General features: G+C 63.3%; 12 protein-coding genes. 10 read left to right on the top strand and 2 right to left on the bottom strand.

All coding sequences use genetic code 11. The features are described 5' to 3' along the window. Nucleotides 1-25: 25 nt before the first annotated feature. From RW095_RS30655 to RW095_RS30640, 4 genes are all read left to right on the top strand, one after another. The gene (locus tag RW095_RS30655; RefSeq protein ID WP_317022453.1) at nucleotides 26-1,168 is read left to right on the top strand and encodes an HlyD family secretion protein; all 1,143 of its coding nucleotides are present in this window, start codon (nucleotides 26-28) and stop codon (nucleotides 1,166-1,168) included. Beyond that, nucleotides 1,161-2,753 carry an MDR family MFS transporter gene (locus RW095_RS30650; protein WP_394365210.1) on the top strand — a complete coding sequence of 531 codons (1,593 nt, stop codon included), beginning with the start codon at nucleotides 1,161-1,163 and terminating at the stop codon, nucleotides 2,751-2,753. The genes RW095_RS30655 and RW095_RS30650 overlap by 8 nt, the downstream gene beginning before the upstream one ends. Nucleotides 2,754-2,769: 16 nt before the next feature. Further along, nucleotides 2,770-4,245, top strand: a complete 1,476-nt coding sequence (locus RW095_RS30645) for an efflux transporter outer membrane subunit (RefSeq protein WP_317022451.1) — start codon at nucleotides 2,770-2,772, stop codon at nucleotides 4,243-4,245. A 312-nt stretch (nucleotides 4,246-4,557) separates the two neighbouring features. Beyond that, nucleotides 4,558-6,210 carry a D-alanyl-D-alanine carboxypeptidase/D-alanyl-D-alanine-endopeptidase gene (locus RW095_RS30640; protein WP_394365209.1) on the top strand — a complete coding sequence of 551 codons (1,653 nt, stop codon included), beginning with the start codon at nucleotides 4,558-4,560 and terminating at the stop codon, nucleotides 6,208-6,210. Nucleotides 6,211-6,263: 53 nt separating this feature from the next. On the opposite strand, the gene RW095_RS30635 is transcribed toward RW095_RS30640, so the two are convergent. Next, nucleotides 6,264-6,779 (bottom strand): BLUF domain-containing protein, encoded by a 516-nt coding sequence (locus RW095_RS30635; protein WP_317022450.1) that lies wholly within the window; start codon nucleotides 6,777-6,779, stop codon nucleotides 6,264-6,266. A gap of 88 nt (nucleotides 6,780-6,867) precedes the next feature. On the opposite strand from RW095_RS30635, the gene RW095_RS30630 reads away from it, so the two are divergent. Next, nucleotides 6,868-7,503: an iron chelate uptake ABC transporter family permease subunit gene (locus RW095_RS30630; RefSeq protein WP_317022449.1), complete on the top strand. Its 636-nt coding sequence runs from the start codon at nucleotides 6,868-6,870 to the stop codon at nucleotides 7,501-7,503. 127 nt (nucleotides 7,504-7,630) lie between these two features. Here the strand turns inward: RW095_RS30630 and RW095_RS30625 are convergent, their stop codons facing one another. Continuing rightward, the gene (locus tag RW095_RS30625; protein WP_394365225.1) at nucleotides 7,631-9,691 is read right to left on the bottom strand and encodes a TonB-dependent siderophore receptor; all 2,061 of its coding nucleotides are present in this window, start codon (nucleotides 9,689-9,691) and stop codon (nucleotides 7,631-7,633) included. Nucleotides 9,692-10,057: 366 nt separating this feature from the next. Between RW095_RS30625 and RW095_RS30620 the strand changes: the two genes are divergently transcribed. The 5 genes from RW095_RS30620 to RW095_RS30600 all read left to right on the top strand — a co-directional run bounded on the left by RW095_RS30620 (nucleotide 10,058) and on the right by RW095_RS30600 (nucleotide 15,886). Beyond that, nucleotides 10,058-11,329, top strand: a complete 1,272-nt coding sequence (locus RW095_RS30620; RefSeq protein ID WP_317022448.1) for an MFS transporter — start codon at nucleotides 10,058-10,060, stop codon at nucleotides 11,327-11,329. 120 nt (nucleotides 11,330-11,449) lie between these two features. Then, nucleotides 11,450-12,094, top strand: coding sequence for a pyridoxamine 5'-phosphate oxidase family protein (locus tag RW095_RS30615; RefSeq protein ID WP_317022447.1), 645 nt, complete (start codon nucleotides 11,450-11,452; stop codon nucleotides 12,092-12,094). Nucleotides 12,095-12,182: 88 nt separating this feature from the next. After that, complete coding sequence (locus tag RW095_RS30610) at nucleotides 12,183-13,100, top strand: LysR substrate-binding domain-containing protein (protein ID WP_317022446.1); 918 nt, start codon at nucleotides 12,183-12,185, stop codon at nucleotides 13,098-13,100. Nucleotides 13,101-13,263: 163 nt separating this feature from the next. Beyond that, nucleotides 13,264-14,565: an MFS transporter gene (locus tag RW095_RS30605; RefSeq protein ID WP_317022445.1), complete on the top strand. Its 1,302-nt coding sequence runs from the start codon at nucleotides 13,264-13,266 to the stop codon at nucleotides 14,563-14,565. A 73-nt stretch (nucleotides 14,566-14,638) separates the two neighbouring features. Then, entirely contained in the window at nucleotides 14,639-15,886 is a 1,248-nt protein-coding gene (locus tag RW095_RS30600) for a metal-dependent hydrolase family protein (RefSeq protein WP_317022444.1), read from the top strand. Nucleotides 15,887-15,950 lie beyond the last annotated feature (64 nt).

The following is a 15,950-nucleotide window of genomic DNA, read 5'->3' as shown; positions in this document are numbered from 1 at the left end:
AACTGGAAATAATTGGACCATTGAGATGTCAACGACCGCAGGTTCCCCCTCCCGTCCCCGACCCGCTGAAGAGTCGCAGCCTTCAGGCACGCGCCGTCCCAGCAGGCGCACGGTATTGATCGCGCTCGGCATCGTCGCGCTGCTTGCCGGAGGTCTCTGGCTCGCGCGCTGGTGGACCGTGGGCCGCTTTATCGAAAGCACCGACGACGCCTATCTGCAGGCCGACAGCGTCACGGTCGCTCCCAAGGTGTCCGGCTATGTGACGGAAGTTTATGTCGCGGACAATCAGATGGTGAAGCCGGGAGACCCGCTCGTGCATCTCGACGTGCGCCAGTACCAGGTTGCGCTCGACCAGGCGCTTGCCACCATCGACGCACGCAAGGCGGACATAGAACGCGCACAAGCCGAGATCAAACAGCAGCAGTCCAACATTGCGCAGGCACAGGCGCAAGAGCGGGTGGCTCGCGTGAGTGCACAGCATGCGAGCGACGAAGTGCGGCGTTACGCTCCGCTCATCGCGACCGGCGCTGAAAGCAGTGAACGCATGGCCGAGCTGACCAGCACGCGCGATCAGGCGAATGCCACGCTTGCCGCAAACGCAGCCGCGGTCGACGCCGCACGTTCGCAGATCGGTTCTGCCACCGCGCAGCTCGCACAGGCGCGCGCGCAACTCGAAGCCGCCGAGGCAAGCGCACAACAATCGCGGCTCGATCTCGAGAACACGGTGGTGCGCAGCGCGCTGGGCGGCAAGGTCGGGGACCGCACCGTGCGCGTCGGTCAATACGTGCAACCGGGCACGCGGATGCTGACGGTCGTTCCCGTACAAAGCACCTATTTGCTGGCCAATTTCAAGGAAACGCAGGTGGGCCGGATGCGCGTCGGCCAGCCCGTGGAAATGCATGTCGACGCGTTGCCCGGCCATACGCTGCATGGTGTGATCGACAGTTTTTCGCCGGGCACCGGCTCACAGTTCGCATTGCTGCCGCCGGAGAATGCGACCGGCAACTTCACGAAGATCGTGCAGCGTGTGCCCGTGCGGATTCGTATCGACACGGGGGCGGAGACGCGCAGCGTGTTGTTGCCCGGCCTGTCCGTGACGGCCGATGTCGACACGCGGTCTGCGCGTGAGCGCGATGCACGCATCGATGCCGAGAACCATCGTGGCTGACTCGACTGCGGCGCCTGCCGCATCGCACGGTGAAGAGCGGGCTAGCGTCGGCGACTGGATCGCCGTCGCCGCCGGCGCGCTCGGCGCATTGATGGCGACGCTCGACATCTCCATCACCAACTCCGCGCTGCCGCAAATCCAGGGCGAAATCGGCGCGACGGGAACGGAGGGCACGTGGATTTCCACCGGCTACCTGATGTCCGAGATCGTAATGATTCCGCTCGCGGCGTGGCTCACGCGCGTCTTCGGCCTGCGCAACTTCCTGCTCACCAACTCAGCGCTCTTCATTGCATTTTCGATGATGTGCGGCTGGTCGCACACGCTGCCCATGATGACCGCCGGCCGCATCGGCCAGGGCTTCACCGGCGGCGCGCTGATTCCCACTGCTCAGACCATCATCCGCACGCGGCTGCCGCTTTCGCAGTTGCCGGTAGGCATGACGATGTTCGGCCTGATCGTGCTGCTCGGGCCGCTGCTGGGTCCGGTGGTCGGCGGCTGGCTCGCGGAGAACGTCAGCTGGAGCTGGTGCTTCTTCATGAACCTGCCGATCTGCCTTGCGCTGATGACCCTGCTGATCGTCGGCCTGCCGTCGGACAAGCCGCACTGGGACGCTTTTTTCAAGGCGGACTGGCTCGGCATCGTCGGGCTCGCGATCGGGCTCAGTTCGCTCACGGTGGTGCTGGAGGAAGGGCAGCGTGAGCGCTGGTTCGAGTCGTCGACAATCGTCGCGCTCACCTGTGTATCGGTTCTGGGCATGATCCTGATCGCAGCTTCGCAAATGACGGCAAAGAAGCCGATCGTGCGCCTCGGTCTGATGCGCAATCCTAACTATGCGAGCGTGATCGTGATCGTGTCGGCGGTCGGCGCCGCGCTCTATGGCGTGTCGTATCTGCTGCCGCAGTTTCTTGGCGTGGTCGCGGGCTATAACGCGGAGCAGTCCGGCGCGATCATGCTGCTCTCGGGGCTGCCGGCTTTTCTGATCATGCCGGTGCTGCCGCGCCTGCTTGGCAAATTCGATTTCCGTCTTCTGGTCATCACCGGGCTCGTGTTGTATGCGATCAGTTGCATGCTCGACATCAGCCTGACCGCGCAAAGCGTCGGGCACGATTTCGTCTGGTCGCAACTGATACGCGGCACCGCACAGATGCTTGCGATGATGCCGCTCAATCAGGCGTCCATGGCTGCCGTGTCGCGTGAAGATTCCGGCGACGCCGCGGGGCTCTACAACATGGCACGCAATCTCGGCGGGTCGATCGGTCTTGCGATCATCGGCACCGTGATCGACCGGCGCACGACGTTTCATACGGCAATGATGCGTGAATCGGTCAGCGCGAATTCACTGATCGGTCAGGACAGCATTGCGGCCAATGCGGCGAACTGGTTCACCCATACCGGGGACATGGCGTACTCGCGGATGCGCGCGCTCGGGCAGCTCGGCGTGCAGATCCAGCAGCAGGCGATCGTGATGACCTATTCGGAAACTTTCTATCTGCTCGCCATCGCGCTCGTCGCCTGCATTCCGCTTGCGTTGCTTCTGAAGACGCCCCGCAGGAACGCGCCGGCGCCTCCGTCCGCCGGACACTAATGTTTTCTGATCTCACATGATGTTCGACCGTCCCTCGAGTTTCGCCCTGGCCGCCGCGGCGCTTCTATCTTCGTTCTCCGTCTTGCCGGGCTGCACAGTCGGTCCCGACTATCACGGTGCGCCGCCGCTCGCGGAGGATGCTCGCGGCGCCGCGTTCGTGCGCACGCCTACGGCCGGCACGACCGCGACGCCGGCGCCTCGTGAATGGTGGCGCGCACTGAACGACCCGCAACTGAACGATCTGATCGCCGCCGCGCTCGCACATAGCCCGGACGTGCATATTGCGCAGGCGCGCCTGCGCGAGTCGCGCGCGCAGCTGCAGTCGCAGCGCGCAGACGCTCTGCCGAAGGTTTCGGCCAACGCGGCTGCGCTGCGCATGCGCGAACCCGATCTGACCGCACTCAATTCGGCAGGCTCGTCCGGTAGCAGTTCGGCGTCGTCGGGAAGGGGGCCGCTGCAGCTTTACACGGCGGGTTTCGACGCCACATGGGAAATCGACCTGTTCGGCGGCACGCGGCGCGCGATCGAAGCGGCATCGGCCAATACTGAAGCTGTCGACGCGGATCTCGCCGACACCCAGGTGTCGCTTGCCGCGGAAGTGGCGCAAACGTACATCGATCTGCGCGACCAGCAGACGCGGCTTGAACTCGCGCGGCGCCAGGCGGACACCGAACAAAAAATGTTGGCGCTGACGCAGCAGCGGCGTGAGCGCGGCACGGCTGCGGATATCGATGTCGAACGTCTAACCACGCAGGTCGAAAACACGCGTTCGACGCTGATTCCGCTCGACGCGCAAATGAGCGATTCGCTCGACCGCCTCGCGGTGTTGACCGGGCGCGCACCCGGCGCGCTGGATCAGCAACTGGCGCCCGCCCGGCCGCTGCCGGCTATGCCTGAGACGGTGCCCATTGGCGATCCCTCCACGATGTTGCAGCGGCGTCCGGACATTCGAGCCGCGGAGCGGCGCCTTGCATCGAGCAACGCGCAAATCGGCGAACACGTGGCGGATTTTTTCCCGAAAGTGACGTTGTTCGGCGATATCGGCTTCAGCGCGAGCGATCCGGGCCATCTCATACGCAAGAGCAACTTCAGCTGGATTACTGCACCGTATCTGCAATGGAACGCATTCGATTTTGGTCGCACGCTCGGCAGCGTACACGCAGCGGAGGCGTCGCGAGACGAAGCCGAGGCTCGTTACACGAAGACGGTGCTCGGCGCGCTACAGGACGCGAACTCTTCGTTATCGCGTTATGGGCATCAGCGTGAGCATGTCGTGACGTTGCTGAAAGTGGAGGCGTCCGCGACCCACTCAGCCACGCTGATGCGGCAGCGCTACTCGGCGGGTGTCGCGACGTTGATCGATTTGCTCGACACGCAGCGCCAGGAATTCAGCGCGCAGCAGAATGTCGTGGCAGGGCAAGCCGAGTTGCTGAAGGACTTCGTGTCTTTGCAGAAGAGCCTTGGCATTGGGTGGCGAGCGCCGCAGGGGTAGCGCGGCCGCGCGACTCGCCTGGTTGGTGCGGGGCTTTCATAGTGGCGCAAAGCACGAGTCTTTATTGCGGTGCGTCACTGTTGGGCGATGCGCTGCCTGGCTTCCCAGTTCGCGCGCGAGCGGCAGCGCCTCACGCCGGACCGGGCCGGCTTTCTGGATTTTGGCTGCAAAAAGACGAATGCGCCTGCTATCGGCGGAATATAGTGGGCAGGGTCTTGGGTCTGTCGGCGCGAACAATCGTCGTCATCGGCGCGCAATGCGTTGATCCGAGCCATTCAGTTCGCAAAGACAAATCGAATCTGGAGACCTGCGATGAACGCGACGATCGCAACAATGGGGACAATCCGTGGAGCGTCCAAACGCTGCGCCGTGATTGCGGGTGCATTTTTGCTGGCCTCGTGCGGCGGGTCTATCGAGTCGAATACGGCTGTGCCTGCGTCCATCATGCAGGTGATGCAAAAGCCCGCCTATAAAAGTGCGAGCTGGTCGATGCTGGTGGTCGATCTCGAGTCCGGGCAAGTCATCTACGACCTCGACTCCAACTCGCAGATGTTCATTGCCTCGGTGCGTAAAGTCTTCTCGACCGGCAACGCGCTCAACGCTCTCGGCGCACAACACAAGTTCGTCACGCCAGTCTATCGGCAGGGCACTGTCGCGCCGAACGGCACGCTCAACGGCAATCTGATCCTGGTTGCGAGCGGCGATCTGACGATGGGCGGGCGCGCCAATCCCGATGGAACGATAGCGCTCACCGACTTCGACCACAACGAAGCGAACTCGCTCGGCAATGCAGTGCTGTCGGCGCCGGACCCGCTCGCGGGATACAACGCGCTGGCGGCGCAGGTAGCGGCCGCCGGCATCACTGCGGTCAATGGCAATGTCGTGATCGACGACCGTCTTTTCGAGCCGTTTAATTTCCGCGGTGAATTCGACGTGCGGCCGATCTTCGTCAATGACGACCTCGTCGACGTCACTCTTTCGCAGAGCGCGGAAGGCGCCGCCGTTCCATTCGACTGGCGGCCGAAGTCGGCGGCGTTCTCCGTGCAATCGACGCTGAAGACCGGCAGCGCGACGTCGACGCTCGCCATCGGGCTCCGACCCGAGCCGCCGCAGTGCATCGGCGCGGCTAATTGTGTGGGCATTGTCAGCGGGACCGTGCCGGCGGCTTACGTGCCCATTCTGACCAACGCGTATCCGCTGATCCGCACGTTCCGCGTGAGCGAGCCTTCGAACTACGCGCGCACGATCTTTATCGAAGCACTCGCGCGCTCGGGCGTGACGGTAACGGCTGCGCCTGTCGCGGTGAATCCTGTGCAGTTGCTGCCCGCGAAGGGCTCGTATTCGAGCGCGCAACAGGTGGCGCAACTGACATCGGCGCCGTATGCGCAGCACGTCCGATACGTCAATAAAATCAGCTACAACATTGGCGCTGACGTGACGCTGATGCAGTTCGGCCTCGCGCACAACGGATCGACCACCATGGCCGGTTCGCTTGCGGCGGAACAGAGCGAGCTGTCCACCGCGTTCAACATTTCGCCGGCCCAATATCGTTTCATCGACGGCAGCGGCGGGGGCGAGACCACGGCCAACGGCAAAGCCGTCATCGCGATGCTGCGCGGTATGAGCGTGAAGCCTGCGTTTGTGCCGTACTTCGATTCGATGCCGGTGCTCGGCGTGGACGGATCGCTCGCCACCATCACAAACTTCGAAGCCGACTCGACATTAGCGGGAGCGAAAGGCCAGGTGCACGCGAAGACGGGCACGTACGTCGCCGAAAATCCGGCCGCGCCGGGCATGCCGCTCCTGAAAGGGCAGGCGCTCGCCGGCTATATCTACGCAAAGAGCGGCCGCCGCATCGTATTCTTCCTGACGGTCAACAATGTGCCGATCACGGGCATTCCTGACGTGCTGACCGCGTTCCAGGACGAGGGCACGATCGCTGCCATGCTATGGAAAATGCAATGACGGAGCTTGTCAGTACTTCGAACAGACAATGCCAGGCGTAAAGCAGGCGCCGTTCATTTCGCGCCGCGCCGCAGCAGAACGTCGAACCGGCCTGCTACGAGATGCGATTCGCTCACTTCCGGCAACGTTTTCGCAGCCTGGGTGATGCGCCAGACTTCCTCGAGAAGCGAGCGATCCGTACCTGACCAGCTCGTCAGCACATTCTCAATGCGCTCGGAGCCGTGAATGTCGCCGGTGAAATATCCCATCGACCACTCGGCAAAATGCCTGTTCTCCAGCGAACCGATTGCGACGATCCTCATGTCGTAGTGACGGCTGTCGTTGCCGATGCGGCGCAGGCATTCCCTCACTGCCACCGGATCGCCTTCGAGGTACTGGACAAAATTGCGGCCCGCGTGCACGAGAAAGCCGGTCAGCGCATCGGCGCGATTGAGAACGCGAGACACCGACACAATAGCTTCCACGTCCGATATGCCTACGCCCGACGCGACATTGCTGATATATACCGCGCCGAATAACGTCTCGTCCTTGTCCCGCGTTTCGAGACGTCCGGATTCGTCTGAGAACATAGCGAGACCTCTGCAAAGACATTGCGCGTTTCCCACTTTAGTACAGGGCCGGCTGTCCAAGATCGACCAACATTAGCCGGCTGCGCCCATGCGGGCGGAAATTGACGGCATACGTTATGCGTTTGTCCGAATCGTGCAGGCGCCGATCGCGTCGCGTGCTTCAAAGCTTGCTGAGGAATTGCACTTGCTGTCGCGTTTCGCTGAGTTGCTGGTGAAGCAGGGCGGTAGGTTCAATCGCTGTCGAGATCTTCACACCGATGCGCGCCCCCTGCTGCGTCCGCTGCAGTACGGTTCGACCTACCTGATCGTGCCCGCGACCGCTGTCGCCGTCGGCGTGTGCACGGTCGCCGCCGTGCTCGTCGCGTATCCCGGCGCGCGTTGGCTGGAGATTCTGCCGCTCGGCGCCAACGTCGCGAATGCGCTCGGCGTCGGCGCACAGCGCGCGCGGCTGCTGCTGCTCGCGGTCGCCGCGATGCTCACGGCGGGAGCGACGGTCGTGATCGGCCCGATGTCGTTCGTCGGCTTGATGGCGCCGCATCTCGCGCGGCTGCTCGGCTTTCCGCGCGCACGTTCGCAGATGCTCGTCGCGGCGCTCATTGGCGCCTTGCTGATGGTGCTGTCGGACTGGCTCGGGCGCAACATGATCTTCCCGCAACAGATGCCGGCCGGCGTGATTGCGACGCTTCTGGGCGGGCCATATCTGATGTGGCTGTTGCGTCGTTGATGCATCGGTTCGGTCGGGCCGATCCCGACGAAAACCGGGAAGAAGTCAGGGAGCCGATGACTCCCTGACTTTTTGCACGCCGGCCGCACGCCATTGTGCGGCCTCGTGAATCGCGACGAATGCCGCCTTAGAACGAAAACGTCGTATTCAGCATCACGAGCCGCGACTCGCCGACGGCGATGATCAGATTGCTGTTGCTCGACGGGTAGTACGTCTTGTCGAACACGTTCTTCACGTTCAGTTGCACATGCGTGGGAATCTTGCCGATCTTCGTGTCGTACGCGGCAAACAGGTCCGCAACCACATATCCCGGCAGCGTGAAGCTGTTCGCCGTATCGCCCGGCCGCTTGCTCACGAGCCGTGCGCCGCCGCCAAAGCGCCATTGCCCCGGCAGGTACGGCAGCATCGTGTCGTAGACGGCGAAGAGACTGCCCGTATGACGTGCCGCGTTCGCGAGACGCGTGCCGTCGTCGCGGTCCGTCGCGTTCGTATACGCATAGCTGCCGATCACGCTCACGTGCTGCGTGAGCCGTCCGGCAACGTCGAGTTCGATCCCGCGCGACCTGGCGCTGCCCACTGTCTCGGTCGTATCGCCGACGGTTACCGCGACGTTCTGCTTGTCGATCTGATAAACCGCAAGCGTGCCGGTGATACCGTGCGCGTCGAATTTCAGGCCCGTCTCGAAGACGCGCCCACGCTCCGGCGCGAGCGGCTCGTTCACTTGCGTGGCGACGTTCGGCACGAACGACTTGCTGAAGTTGGCATACGCGGAAAGCGCCGGCGTCAGCCGGTACGCAAGGCCGAATTGCGGAAGCCATACCTGTCCATGCGAGTGATCGGCGATCACGAACGGACGGCCCATGCCCGACAGTTGCTGCCAGTTCTCCCAGCGCACGCCGCCGACAGCGATCAGCCTGTCGGTCAGATGAACGGTGTCCTGCGTGACGACCGAGTAGGTGTGGACCTTCGACAAGCTGTCGCTTTGCGTCGCGCTCGGCGTGCCGCCCGGAGACAGCGTTCCATAGACGGGTTCGTACAGATCGAAGCCGGACACTGCCTTGCCGCGAATCGTGTCGCCGCGAAAGCTGCGCTGGCGTTCGTACTCGCCGCCCACATACAGCTCGTGACGCATGCCCGCGAGATTCAGATCGCCGATCGCGCCCACGGTCGCGATCTCGTCCGAGTCGTTGCGCTGCAGGTTCGCATCCGACGAGCGGCTCATGATGCCGGTCCTGCTGTTGAACGCCGTCGCGCGCGTAATGTACTGGTCGTAGCGGTCGCGGCTCCATCCGTAAGTCGCGCGCACGCGCCATTCGTCGGAGAAGCGATGTTCGATCTTGGCCCGTAGCGTTTCCTGCTCGCCCGAGCTTTGCGCCCAAGGTTCCTCGTAGCGCGTGTAGCGCAACGCATCGTCGAGATGGCCGTTGACGAGCACGGTGCCTCGGTCGAAGGGCGTCGTGTAATCGACGTACTGGTAGCTCACGTCGATCGACGTATTGGCGTCGTGCCATGACAGCGACGGTGCGATCAGCGAATCGCGCTGACGTCCGAAGCTGCGCCAGTAGCGCGCCGTGTTGTACTCGCCGGTCAGGCGAAAGGCAAGCGTACCGCCCGCGACCTGTCCCGGCTGGCCGATGGGCCCGGTCAGGTCGAAGCCCGTGCCGCTGCCGTGGTGGCTCGTATAGTTAGCCGACACCGAGCCGTGGAATGTGTCTTCCGGTTTGCGCGTGATCAGGTTGATCACGCCGCCCGGTTCCTGAATGCCGTAGAGCAGCGAGGCGGGGCCTTTGAGAACTTCGACGCGGTCAATCGTCGCCAGATAGTTGTGCGGGACCGGCGAGCGGATTCCGTCGACGAGGATCGAGCCGTCGTCGTTCGAGCCGAAGCCGCGTTTGATGAACGCGTCGCGCGTGCCGCCAAGCGTGTTGGTCTGCGTGATCCCGCTTACGTTACTTAGTACGTCGTCGAGTGTGCGGGCCTGCTGGTCCTGCATCACGCTCGAACTGACCACCGCGACGGACTGCGGGATGTCGCCGATCTTTGTCGCGATGCCGCTCGCCGTTTCGCTCGTGCGCGGACGATAACCGACGGTCGGATCAGCGAGCGCTGTGCCTTGCACGGCGACCGCCGGCAATTCGGTCGAAGCGGTGGGCTGGGCGCTCGCGGCGTCGGAGGAAGCGGCGGCCATCGCGGCGGGCGCGGCCGCCATGTACATCAACATCGAAAGAGGCAGGCCGATGCCGGAACGGCGATAGCGGCCGGGTGGTGCGGAAGTTTTTACGAAGCGCATGGATGGTCCGGCCGACGCGGCACGCCCGCACCGAAGCGGTCGAGAATGCCCGGCGGCGTCAGTTTTTATTAAGGATGCGAGAGGATAATGTAAATGAGAATTGTTATCAAATGAAAAGCATGAAAACGTCAAGACAACGGTGGAAGGGCCAATGGGCCGGCCTTGCTTGCGCGGCGGCGTCGAAGGCACGCGCCAGCAAAGCCAGCATGCTTGCTCTAAACTAGCTGCCGCCCGCGCCCAGCCCAATCAGACACTGCGACCTCGATGCCTCCAGTCCCCGCCGATTCCAAAGAATCCAACGATTCCCCGACCGTCAGCCTGCCGAAGCAACCGGCGTTTCAACGCTTCTGGTGCACGCGCATTCTTTCGTCGCTGTCCTTCCAGATGCTCGCGGTCGCGATGGGTTGGCACATCTATGCGCTGACGCACAGCGCCTTCGCGCTCGGCCTCGTCGGTCTCGCGCAATTCCTGCCGATGTTCCTGCTCACGCTCGTGGTCGGCCATTTTGCGGACCGCTACGATCGTCGGCGCATCGCGGCCATCTGCCAGAGCCTCGAAAGCGTCGCCGCATTGCTGTTCGCGTGCGGCACCTTTGGCGGATGGATCAGCGCCCCGGTCATCTATGCGCTGGCCGCATGCGTGGGCGCGGCGCGCGCGTTCGAATCGCCGGCCGTTGCTTCGCTGCTGCCGGGCGTCGTGCCGCGCGCGCAGTTGCCGAAAGCGACGGCATGGGCCACTTCTGCGAACCAGACCGCGCAGATCGCCGGTCCCGCGCTCGGCGGCCTGCTTTACGGCATCGGGCCGGGCGCCGCTTATCTCGCATGCATGCTGTCGTTCGCTGCCGCAGCCACAGCCGTGTGGAGCATTCCGCTACGCGCGAAGCCGGCGAGCCGCGCGCCTGTCACGCTCGAATCGGTGTTCTCCGGCATTGCGTTCATTCGCAAGGAGCCGGTCATACTGGGCGCGCTGTCGCTCGATCTGTTCGCGGTGCTATTCGGCGGCGCTACCGCGTTGCTGCCGGTGTTCGCGCGGGACGTTCTGCATACGGGGCCGCTCGGGCTCGGCCTGTTGCGCTCGGGCACGGCCATCGGCGCGCTCGCCGGGACCATCTGGCTGGCGCATTTCCCGCTGCGCAACCGGCCCGGCGCGGCCATGTTCGGCGGCGTGATCGCGTTCGGCATCGCCACGCTCGTGTTCGGCATGTCGCATCAGTTCATCGTTTCGCTGCTTGCGTTGATGGCCCTGGGCGCGTCCGACACCATCAGCGTGGTCGTGCGTCTGTCGCTCGTGCAGCTTCGCACGCCGGATGAAATGCTCGGACGCGTGAGCGCCGTCAACTCGCTTTTCATTGGGACGTCGAATCAATTGGGCGAATTCGAATCCGGCGTGACGGCCGGCTGGTGGGGCGCGCGAACGGCTGTACTGGTAGGCGGCATCGCAACGATCACGGTTGCCTTGCTGTGGATGAAGCTCTTCCCGGAACTGAGGAACACGCGTTCGCTCGAACGCGAAGAGGAACTGGTGCCGAGCACCTGAGCGGCGCGCTATTCTCAATTGATGGAAACCCGGTTCTCGATCCGGCCGGGTTCTCCAGAAAGGCTTTAACGGTTAAGGTTGACGCGTCACCTGCGGGACAGCCCGCGAAGGAGCCGCTTCATGACACGCCTCGAGTCGCAACCGCACACTTATCCGAGCGACATTGCTTTCACGCCCACCGTCAAGGCATTGCAAAGCCGCAACGGTTCGCGCGACGCGTATGCGCGCATGGAAGAAGAGCACGGCTGGCAAACGCGCCTGACGCCGGACGTCGCCCGTTTCATCGAGCAGCAGACCAGTGTGTTCTTCGCGACCGCAAGCGCGCAAGGTCAGCCGTACATCCAGCATCGCGGCGGTCCTGCGGGTTTCCTGCACATGCTCGACGACCACACCATTGCCTTCGCCGACTTCGCGGGCAATCGTCAGTACCTTACGGCGGGCAATCTGGCGGACAACCCGAAAGCGCATCTCTTTCTCGTCGACTATGCGCATCGCCGGCGCATCAAGATATGGGGCGAGGCGCGCGTGATCGACGACGATCCCGCGCTGCTCGCGAAGCTGATGCCGCAGGGTTACAAGGCACGCGGAGAACGCGTGGTCGTGATGAGCGTGCATGCGTGGGACGTCAATTGCCCTAAGCATATTCCGCAGCGTTTCGAGGCTGCGGACGTGGCTGCCGCGTTGGAGGAGCGCGACGAGCGCATCAAGGAACTGGAAGCGCAAGTGGCGGAACTCAAGCGCCTTTCAGGTGCGTCTGGCGCTTGATAGCGGATGGCGGGTGGTGATCTGAGGGTGATCTGAGCCCGAGCGGCACCCGCTATCATGGTGCGATCGCGACTCGGCTCATTTCATCATGCGCATTGCTCCCTTACCACCGCTCCAATGTCTGGTCGCGTTCGAATCGGCCGTGCGGCATGCAAGCTTCACCAAGGCCGCCGCGGAATTGCATCTGACGCAAAGCGCGGTCAGCCGGCAAATCCAGCAACTCGAGGAATTTCTCGGCCGGTCGCTGTTCGTGCGCGAGCATCGCGCGTTGCGTCTGACCATCGCCGGCGAGGGTTACGCAAAGCGCGTCCAATGGCTGCTCGCGAACTGTTCCGAAGCGACGCTCGACGTCATGAAACGTTACGGCGACCAGGAGTTGACGATCGCGTGTTCGTCGGGCGTCGCGGTGTTGTGGTTGACACCGCGGCTCGGTGCGTTTCGTGCCGCTTACCCGAACGTGAAAATCAGAATGATCGTGCGCGACGGACTCGCCTCGATGTCGCCCGCCGAATTCGACGTGGGCCTGTACTACATACGCCAGCATGCCGAGCCGCATTACACCGCCCGCCGCATTTTCGACGAGGAGGTGTACCCGGTTTGCTCGCCCGCCTATCTCGCCGGCCGCGTGCTGGAGCCCGCCGATCTTGCGCAGGAAACACTGCTGATTCAGGAAGACGGCCAGCGTCAATGGATGTCGTGGCCGGAATGGTTTCGCATCAACGGCGTGCAAATGCCTGCCGCACCGCAGGCAGTCATGGTCAATCACTATCCGCAGCTCGTGCAAATGGCGATTCTCGGCCAGGGCGTGGTGCTCGGCTGGCGGCACATGATCGACCGATGTCTCGAAGAAGGGCTGCTGGTGCGCGCTACGCACGCATCCGCAAGTCACGGCGGCGGCTATTACGTGGTGTCGCCGAACGACCGCTCACAGAACCAGGCCGCGCGCGTGTTCACGCGGTGGCTCTTCGAGCAGGCTGAAGCGCAGACGGGCAGGGCGGCGGCCTGAATGGGTTCGCATGCGCTGCACGCATGCGTGCATGCGAATCTTTCGTTTCGAAAACAATTCAGGTCTCTCTACGATCGGCGTTATGCATGCGAAAGCGCCGCGACGACGGCGTGGCGCATTGCCGACACTTTGCCTGACAGGCAGCCAGATGAGGAAAGAGACCATGCAAGGAACGCTTTCATCCAACGTCCCGCTCTCCGTGGACACGCTCGCGCGTCAGCGGCGGCACGCCATTATCGCGACCGTGCTCGGCAACGGACTCGAATGGTTCGACTTCACCGTCTACAGCTTTTTCGCGGTCATTATCGCGAAGCTGTTCTTTCCGACCGGCAATGACCTGAGCTCGCTCCTGCTTGCCGTCGCCACGTTCGGCGTCGGCTTTTTCATGCGTCCGGTGGGCGGCATCGTGCTCGGCGTGTATGCCGACAAGGTCGGGCGCAAGGCCGCCCTGTCGCTGACCATTCTGCTGATGGCGGGCGGCACGGCGCTCATCGGCATCGCGCCGACTTATGAGCAGATCGGCCTGTGGGCGCCCGTGCTGATCGTGATCGCGCGATTGCTGCAAGGTTTTTCGGCGGGCGGCGAGATGGGCAGCGCGACGGCGTTCCTCACCGAGTACGCACCCGCTGACAAGCGCGCGTACTACTCGAGCTGGATTCAGTCGAGCATCGGCTTTGCGGTGTTATTGGGCGCAGCGGTCGGCACGTTCGTGACCAGCAGTCTGAGCACCGAAGCGCTTCATTCGTGGGGCTGGAGAATGCCGTTCCTGATCGGCATTCTGATCGGACCTGTCGGCTATTTCATTCGCAGCCGCATGGACGAAACGCCCGCCTTCAGCGCAGTGGCCGAAGAAGCGAAGCAGGATTCACCGCTCGCCGAGGTGTTCCGGCGCTTCCCGCGCGAAACCTTCGCGAGCTTTTCGATGGTGATTCTGTGGACCGTTTGCACCTACGTGCTGCTGTTCTACATGCCGACGTATTCGGTCCGCACGTTGCATCTGCCGCAATCCACCGGATTTCTCGCGGGCATGTTCGGCGGCTCGATGATCATGTGTTTTGCTCCGGTGGTCGGCAAACTCGCCGACGGCTATGGGCGCCGCCGTTTTCTGTCGGGCGCTGCCGCGCTGATTCTCCTGCTGGCGTGGCCGATGTTCGCCTACATCAACCGGGCGCCGGGCCTTGCTTCGCTGATAGTTTTTCAAGGCGTGTTCGGTCTGCTGATCGCCGCATACACCGGCCCCATTCTCGCGGCCTTCTCCGAGCTGTTTCCGACCAAGGTGCTGTCAACGGGACTGTCGGTCGCCTACAACTTCGCCGTGACGATTTTCGGCGGCTTCGCACCGTTCTTCATTACATGGCTGATTGCGTCGACCGGCAGCAATATGGCACCCGCGTTCTACGTGATGATCGCCGCCGCAATCAGTCTGACGGGCACGTTCTTCGTGCGCGATCCGCAGCGGCACTGAATCCGGGTAGCGCGTGCGGTGCGCTTGCGGCCGCACGGAATTCTCATCAAGTCAGCAAGTCAGGACTATCTCCATGAGCATTACGGTAATCAATGGCGGCAACGTACTCGATCTGAAGCAGGGCATTCTGCTCGAACATCACCATGTCGTGATCGAAGACGGCCATATCGTCGAAGTCACCGATCTTCCCGTCGATCTGCCGAACGCACGCGTGATCGACGCGCGCGGCAAGACGGTGATGCCCGGTTTGATCGATTGTCACGTACACGTGCTCGCTTCGCGTGCGAACCTCGGTACGAACGCAACGCAGCCGAACATCCTCACAGCGATCCGCGCGCTGCCGATCCTCAAGGCGATGCTAGGCCGCGGCTTCACGACCGTGCGCGATGCGGGCGGCGCGGATTGGGGTTTGACGCAGGCACTCGAAAACGGCCTGATTCCGGGGCCGCGCATTTTTCCGTCGGGCAAGGCGCTTTCGCAGACGGGCGGCCACGGCGATTTCCGTCCGCGGGGCGATATGCTGGAGCCGTGCTCGTGCTGTTTCCGGGCCGGCGCAATTGCACGCGTGGTCGACGGCGTGGATGCCGTGCGTCTCGCCGTGCGAGAAGAAATCCAGAAGGGCGCGACGCAGATCAAGATCATGGCCTCGGGCGGCGTGGCATCGCCAACCGATCCGATCGGCAACACGCAGTATTCCGAGGACGAGATCCGCGCGATCGTCGCCGAAGCGCAAGCAGCGAACACCTATGTGATGGCGCATGCGTACACCGGCCGCGCGATTTCGCGGGCGATTCGCTGCGGCGTGCGGACTATCGAGCACGGCAATCTCGTCGACGAAGCCGCCGCGAAACTGATGCACGAGCACGGCGCGTTCGTCGTGCCGACGCTCGTCACCTACGACGCGCTCGCGAAGCACGGTGCCGACTACGGGTTGCCGCCCGATTCCATCGCGAAGGTCGAAACGGTCCGTCAAGCAGGACGCGATTCGCTGCAGATCTACGCGAACGCCGGCGTGCCGATGGGTTTCGGCTCCGACCTGCTCGGCGAAATGCACACGTTCCAGAGCGACGAGCTGCGCATTCGCGCGGAAGTGCTCGGCAATCTCGAAGCGCTGCGCTCGGCAACCACGATCGCCGCTGAGATCGTTGCGCAGAAGGGCAAGCTCGGCGCGATCGACGCGGGCGCAATCGCCGATGTACTGGTGGTCGACGGCAATCCGCTCGACGATATCGGCGCGCTGACCGGGCAGGGCGAGCGTCTCGCGTATGTGTTGCAGCGCGGTGAAGTAGTGAGCGAGCGCGGCGTGGTCGTCTCGCGCTGAGGCAGCGTGCCGATGTCTGCCCGATCCGTGCAATTGATGCCCGTGCGCTCGTTACGTAGAATCG

This window comes from Paraburkholderia kirstenboschensis (assembly GCF_032806925.1).
GTDB classification, from domain to species: domain Bacteria; phylum Pseudomonadota; class Gammaproteobacteria; order Burkholderiales; family Burkholderiaceae; genus Paraburkholderia; species Paraburkholderia kirstenboschensis.
This window is presented reverse-complemented; position numbering and strand designations above follow the sequence as displayed.

What these genes read in the sequence shown, in the direction of transcription:
- RW095_RS30655 (WP_317022453.1), top strand. Translation starts at nt 26, where the DNA reads ATGTCAACGACCGCAGGTTCCCCCTCCCGTCCCCGACCCGCTGAAGAG.
- RW095_RS30645 (WP_317022451.1), top strand. Translation starts at nt 2,770, where the DNA reads ATGATGTTCGACCGTCCCTCGAGTTTCGCCCTGGCCGCCGCGGCGCTT.
- RW095_RS30640 (WP_394365209.1), top strand. Translation starts at nt 4,558, where the DNA reads ATGAACGCGACGATCGCAACAATGGGGACAATCCGTGGAGCGTCCAAA.
- RW095_RS30635 (WP_317022450.1), bottom strand. Translation starts at nt 6,779, where the DNA reads ATGTTCTCAGACGAATCCGGACGTCTCGAAACGCGGGACAAGGACGAG.
- RW095_RS30630 (WP_317022449.1), top strand. Translation starts at nt 6,868, where the DNA reads ATGCGGGCGGAAATTGACGGCATACGTTATGCGTTTGTCCGAATCGTG.
- RW095_RS30625 (WP_394365225.1), bottom strand. Translation starts at nt 9,691, where the DNA reads ATGGCCGCCGCTTCCTCCGACGCCGCGAGCGCCCAGCCCACCGCTTCG.
- RW095_RS30620 (WP_317022448.1), top strand. Translation starts at nt 10,058, where the DNA reads ATGCCTCCAGTCCCCGCCGATTCCAAAGAATCCAACGATTCCCCGACC.
- RW095_RS30615 (WP_317022447.1), top strand. Translation starts at nt 11,450, where the DNA reads ATGACACGCCTCGAGTCGCAACCGCACACTTATCCGAGCGACATTGCT.
- RW095_RS30610 (WP_317022446.1), top strand. Translation starts at nt 12,183, where the DNA reads ATGCGCATTGCTCCCTTACCACCGCTCCAATGTCTGGTCGCGTTCGAA.
- RW095_RS30605 (WP_317022445.1), top strand. Translation starts at nt 13,264, where the DNA reads ATGCAAGGAACGCTTTCATCCAACGTCCCGCTCTCCGTGGACACGCTC.
- RW095_RS30600 (WP_317022444.1), top strand. Translation starts at nt 14,639, where the DNA reads ATGAGCATTACGGTAATCAATGGCGGCAACGTACTCGATCTGAAGCAG.